Here is a 438-nt window from a genome sequence, read left to right as displayed (position 1 = left end):
ACCTTGAGGTGCCCCAGGCCCAGACGGTGCCGTCCGCCTTGAGCGAAAGCGAATACCATTCACCTCCCGCGAGCCTCGCGGACGGGTTGACTCCACACGGAGCGACATTCTGGAGGCGGAATGAGTAGGAGGTGGTTAGGCCGAGGGCGTTGGTGACTGTAGCTGTGACGGACAGCAGGTTGCCTGCGGGCACGCAGGTGGGAGCCGCCCAGAGGACTTCGCTGGTGGTTGCAGCGTTAGAGGCCGTGCCCAGGGTGCCGGAACTGGTGGACCACGTGAAGCTTAGCGCGCTGCCCTGGGCGTCGTGCGCGCGCACGCGGAAAACGACGGTGCCGTCGGCGACCGGGATGGTTGCCACGGACTGGAAGGCTTCCACCACCTCGGGTGGGAAGTGGCCGGTGGTGGGCGCTCCCACGTGGATGGTGAGCGTCCCCGAGC

The 438-nt window shown here is 67.1% G+C and carries 1 pseudogene; it reads right to left on the bottom strand.

What is annotated here, in order from left to right:
- A pseudogene (locus D7V88_RS44080) lies at positions 1 to 358 on the bottom strand (hypothetical protein); the annotation flags it as partial.
- Between the last annotated feature and the right edge of the window lie 80 nt (positions 359 to 438).

Source organism: Corallococcus terminator (assembly GCF_003611635.1).
Lineage (GTDB): Bacteria > Myxococcota > Myxococcia > Myxococcales > Myxococcaceae > Corallococcus > Corallococcus terminator.
Note: the sequence above shows the minus strand (reverse complement) of the source record. Positions and strands in the feature narration are given on the sequence as shown.